The 5,002-nt window shown below is 64.9% G+C and carries 4 protein-coding genes; 2 read left to right on the forward strand and 2 right to left on the reverse strand.

Annotated features, from left to right (window positions below; genetic code table 11):
• Positions 1-161 precede the first annotated feature (161 nt).
• Entirely contained in the window at positions 162-635 is a 474-nt protein-coding gene (locus tag AC3AYF_RS18095) for a tripartite tricarboxylate transporter TctB family protein (RefSeq protein ID WP_295041089.1), read from the reverse strand.
• A gap of 28 nt (positions 636-663) precedes the next feature.
• Positions 664-1,641 (reverse strand): tripartite tricarboxylate transporter substrate binding protein, encoded by a 978-nt coding sequence (locus AC3AYF_RS18100; protein WP_295041091.1) that lies wholly within the window; start codon positions 1,639-1,641, stop codon positions 664-666.
• Positions 1,642-2,123: 482 nt separating this feature from the next.
• On the opposite strand from AC3AYF_RS18100, the gene araD1 reads away from it, so the two are divergent.
• Positions 2,124-3,131 (forward strand): AraD1 family protein, encoded by a 1,008-nt coding sequence (gene araD1, locus AC3AYF_RS18105; RefSeq protein ID WP_487780134.1) that lies wholly within the window; start codon positions 2,124-2,126, stop codon positions 3,129-3,131.
• Positions 3,132-3,262: 131 nt separating this feature from the next.
• Positions 3,263-5,002, forward strand: a 1,740-nt coding sequence (locus AC3AYF_RS18110; protein ID WP_487780135.1) for an IlvD/Edd family dehydratase, incomplete at its 3' end; no start/stop codon positions are given.

Here is a 5,002-nt window from a genome sequence, read left to right on the forward strand (position 1 = left end):
GTCACTCGGAGTGGTGCTCATCAGATCGGTCATCAGCTTATCTCCAATCTGCGTGCTCATAAAATTCAATTCCGCCTCGACCCGGATCCCGTTGCTGATCGTCTGGACGTTGAACACCATTGCCAGGCCTTGCAGAAAGGAGTCCATGAGCAATCACCAGGCTAGGGTAGGATTTGAGACAGCAGGGTGCCTTCCGGCAGCGGGATCAGCAGATAGCGTGAGAACAGCAGGTAGATCGCCGCCGCGACGACCAGCGACACGACCAGCGAGAGCCACGGCCTGGCGCCGCGCAGCAGCATCAGGATCAGCATGCTCAGCGCCATGCACAATGGGGCGCCCAGCCACTCGCTGGCGAGGATGTAAAAGACGATCAGCGCGCAGGGCAGCAGCGAGATCAGCAGGCCGCGGTAGTCGTATCGCGGCGTCTGGGAGCGTGGGCCGGCGAACGCGATCCTGAGTTGGCCTATCCGGGTCAGCGCCAGCACCAGTCCGCCGATCACCATTCCCCCGCCGATCAGCGAGGGGAACAGCGAGGGGCCATACTGGAGGGCCGGCATGGTCGGGTAGGTCTGGGCGACGGCGATGACCACGCCGCCGCCGATCACGAACGCCAGTCCGAGCAGGAAGTCTCTCATGAGGTCGTCTCCCGTTCGGATCGTGGGATCACTTGGCCAGTCCCACCTGCTCGACGATCTTGCCGAAGCGCTCGTCCTGCTCGGCCATGAGCTTGCCGAAATCCTCCGCCCCGCGCCATTCGGTACCGAAGCCCTGCTTGGCCATGAAGTTCTGGTAGGTGTCGCTGTTGTAGGCGTCCTCGATCGCCGTCTCCAGGGTCTCGACGACCGCCGGGTCCATGCCCTTGGGGCCGGCGATGCCGCGCCATTCGCCGATGGTGTAGTCGGTGCCGAGTGCCTCCTTCAGGGTGGGCACGTCGGGGAAGCTATCGAGCCGCTCCGGCGCCATGATCGCCAGGCTCCTGGCCTTGCCGGCTTCGATCATCGAGCGCCCTTCGGGAACCGAGCTGGGCACGATATCGATGCTGCCCGCGGCCATCTCGGTCATCGCCGGCGCGGCGCCCTGGCTGGGAATCCAGGAGACACGATCGGCTTCCAGGCCCTGGTCGAGCAGGAAACCGGCGAAGGCCAGGTGCCACACGCCGCCCTGACCGGTACCGGAGGCGGTGTAGGTTCGCGCGGGCTCGGCCTTGATCTGGTCGACCAGCGTCTGGACAGAGTCGAAGGGGCCGTCGGCGGCCACCTGAATGCCGGCGTAGTCGTAGTTGATCTGGGCGATGGGGGTGTAGTCCTCGTAGGTCAGCTGCGTCAGCCCCTGCCAGTGCATCATGTTGATCTCGCCGGTGATCAGACCGAGCGTGTAGCCATCGGGCTTGGCCATGGCCATGGCGGTGTGTCCCACCACGCCGCTGCCGCCGGTTCGGTTGACCACGTTGACGGTCTGGCCCAATTGCTCTTCCAGGGCGGCGGCGATGGTTCGCGCGGTCGCGTCGGTCCCGCCGCCAGCCGCCCAGGGGACGATCAGCGTGATCGGTTTTTCGGGGTAGTCGGCCAGCGCCGGCAGCGGCAGCAGCAGTGACAATCCCAGTAATCCAGCGAGATGACGCTTGTTGATTGAGGTCTTCATGGCGTGTCTCCTTGGGGAGGGGTGTTGTTGGTGTTTTGAATTTCTACCGTCACGGAATCGACTTGGCGCCCACTGAAGCTATGATTTATGACCATTGGGTGCAATAAACGTATTGGCTAGACATTGGTATAACGAGCGTAAATCGGCGCCGCGTCATGGGTCTGACTATGGCACCGAATCACGATCCGAGGAGTCCGTGATTATCTCCGTTTTTCAATACCATCGATCAAAAATCCGGTGACGGAACGGCAGCGATCGGGGGGCTCCACCATGCAGATTACGCCGGTTGGCGACGGACGTATTTGCTCCGAAAGTCTATGTTGTACTTATTTTTTATATGTTCAACATAGTGGGGAGATGATAAAGGGTGGTCGCTGTGTCGCGGCGGCATGGGCCCGTACGGCAACGTGCGAGGCGTTCTGCCATGGCCGCCGCAAGGCCGTTGGCTACAGTGACCGATGATCGATGCAAGGAGAATGCCGATGCGCCTGATTCAGTGCCTGAACGATGACCGCCTGACCGTGGCGGTGGTCATCGACGAACATGAAGTCCAGGTCGTCGATGGCGACGAGGGCGTCTACGGACTGGCCAGGCGCGCCATCGCCGACGGCACGCCATTGACCGCCGTGGTCGAAGCCGCGCTGACCGAAACCCGGCTCGACTATGCCCGGCTGATCGAGGAGCGCCGTCTGTTGCCGCCGCTTACCCATCCCGACCCGGCGCACTGTCTGGTGACCGGGACCGGGTTGACGCACCTTGGCAGCGCCGATACGCGCTCGGCGATGCACGCCGCCGCCATGCAGCCGTCCGACAAGGTCGACGAAAGCGAGTTGACCGATTCGATGCGCATGTTCCGCATGGGCGTGGAAGCCGGCAAGCCGAGAGCGGGCGAGGTGGGGCCGCAGCCGGAGTGGTGCTACAAGGGAGACGGCGACTGCGTGGTCGCGCCGGAGAGCGAGATCCCCAGCCCGTCGTTCGCCCAGGATGCCGGGGAGGAGCCGGAGCTGGCCGGCCTCTACGTCGTCGGCAGGGACGGCCAGCCTTGGCGGGTCGGCTATGCGATCGGCAATGAATTCTCCGACCATGTCACCGAGCGCTTCAATTACCTGTGGCTGGCGCACTCCAAGCTGCGCGCCTGCAGCTTCGGGCCGGAACTCTTCGTCGGCGAGCTGCCGGCCAACCTGGAAGGCACCAGCCGTATCGTCCGCGACGGCCGTACCTTGTGGGAAAAGCCGTTCCTCACCGGCGAGGGCAACATGGCCCACAGTCTCGCCAATCTCGAGCATCACCACTTCAAGTATCGCAATTTCCGCCGCCCGGGGGATGTCCACGTGCACTTCTTCGGGACCGCGACGCTGAGCTTTGCCGACAAGATCGTCGTCGAACCGGGCGACCGCTACGAGATCGACCTGCCGGCGCTGGGCCGCCCCCTGCGCAACGTGCTCGGCAGCGAGGACGATTTCGGTTACTCGGCCGCCAAGGCGCTCTAATCCCTTCGTGACAACACGACGTACCGACCGGCCGCCAAGGTTACCGTCCCGTCGTCGAGTCACCCATGCATGACGGCGTTCCGGCTGCCCGATTCCTGGCCGCCGGATCCGCCCGTTCTGGAGTCCTGATCATGAGCGAACGTCCCCGCCGAACCGCCGACCAACTGCGTTCGCGCTGGTGGTTCGACAACCCCGACCACGCCGGTACCACGGCGCTCTGCCTGGAGCGCTACATGAACTACGGCATCACGCTGGAAGAGCTCTCCTCCGGCAAGCCGATCATCGGCATTGCCCAGTCCGGCTCCGACCTGACGCCGTGCAACCGGCATCACATCCAACTGGTGGAGCGGGTCAAGGCCGGCATCCGCGCGGCGGGCGGCGTCCCGTTCGAGTTCCCGCTGCACCCGATCCACGAGAACGTGCGTCGGCCGACGGCGGCACTGGACCGCAATCTGGCCTACCTGGGGCTGGTCGAGGTGTTGCATGGCTATCCGCTCGATGGCGTGCTGCTGACCACCGGCTGCGACAAGACCACGCCGGCCTGCCTGATGGCCGCCGCCACCGCCGATATCCCCGCGATCGTGCTCTCCGGCGGGCCGATGCTCAATGGCTGGCGCGGCAAGGCGCGGGTCGGTTCCGGCACTATCGTGTGGGAGTTGCGCAAGCGCCTCGCCACCGGCGAGATCGACTACCCCGAGTTCCTGGCTCGAATCGCGGATTCGGCCCCTTCGGTGGGGCACTGCAATACCATGGGCACGGCCTCGACCATGAACTCCATGGCCGAGGCGCTGGGCATGAGCCTGCCCGGCTCGGCGATGATCCCCGCACCCTACAAGGAGCGGCCGATGGTCGCCTACGCCACCGGCGCGCGCATCGTCGAGATGGTGTGGGAGGATCTGCGTCCGAGCGACATCCTCACCCGGGAAGCGTTCGAGAACGCCATCGTCGTCTGCTCCGCGCTGGGCGGCTCCAGCAACGCACCGGTCCACATCAACGCCATCGCCCGGCACGCCGGGATCGAACTCACCAACGATGACTGGCAGCGCCTCGGGCACGCGATACCGCTGCTCGCCAACGTGATGCCGGCGGGTGCCTATCTCGGCGAAGAGTTCTTCCGGGCGGGCGGGGTGCCGGCGGTGGTTCACGAACTGCTCACGGCAGGGCGGCTCCACGGCGATGCGCTGACCGTCAACGGCCAGACGCTGCACGCCAACTGCTTCGGCCAGGAGACGCAGGACGAGGACGTCATCCTGCGCTATGACCACCCGCTGGTGGAGTCGGCGGGTTTCCTCAACCTCAAGGGCAATCTGTTCGACTCCGCGCTGATGAAGACCAGCGTGATCTCGGATGATTTCCGTCGTCGTTATCTCTCCAACCCCGGCGATCTCGATGCATTCGAGGGCAAGGTCGTGGTCTTCGATGGCTCCGAGGACTACCACGCGCGCATCGACGATCCGGCGCTCGAGATCGACGCGAACACCATCCTGGTGATGCGCGGTGCCGGCCCGGTGGGGCATCCCGGGGGGGCCGAGGTGGTCAACATGCAACCGCCGGAAGCGTTGATCAAGCAGGGCATCGACTCGCTGCCGTGCCTGGGCGACGGACGCCAGTCGGGGACCTCCGGCTCACCCTCGATTCTCAACGCCTCGCCGGAAGCCGCGACCGGTGGCGGGCTGGCGCTGCTGGAAACCGGCGACAGGATCCGTATCGATCTCAAGCGTGGCGAGGCCAATCTGCTGATCGGCGACGACGAACTGGCGGCGCGACGCGCCAAGCTCGAGGCCGAAGGCGGTTATCCCTATCGCGATCATCAGACCCCATGGCAGGAGATCCAGCGCTCGATGGTCGAACAGCTCGACCGCGGCATGACC

The organism is Salinicola sp. (assembly GCF_982684285.1).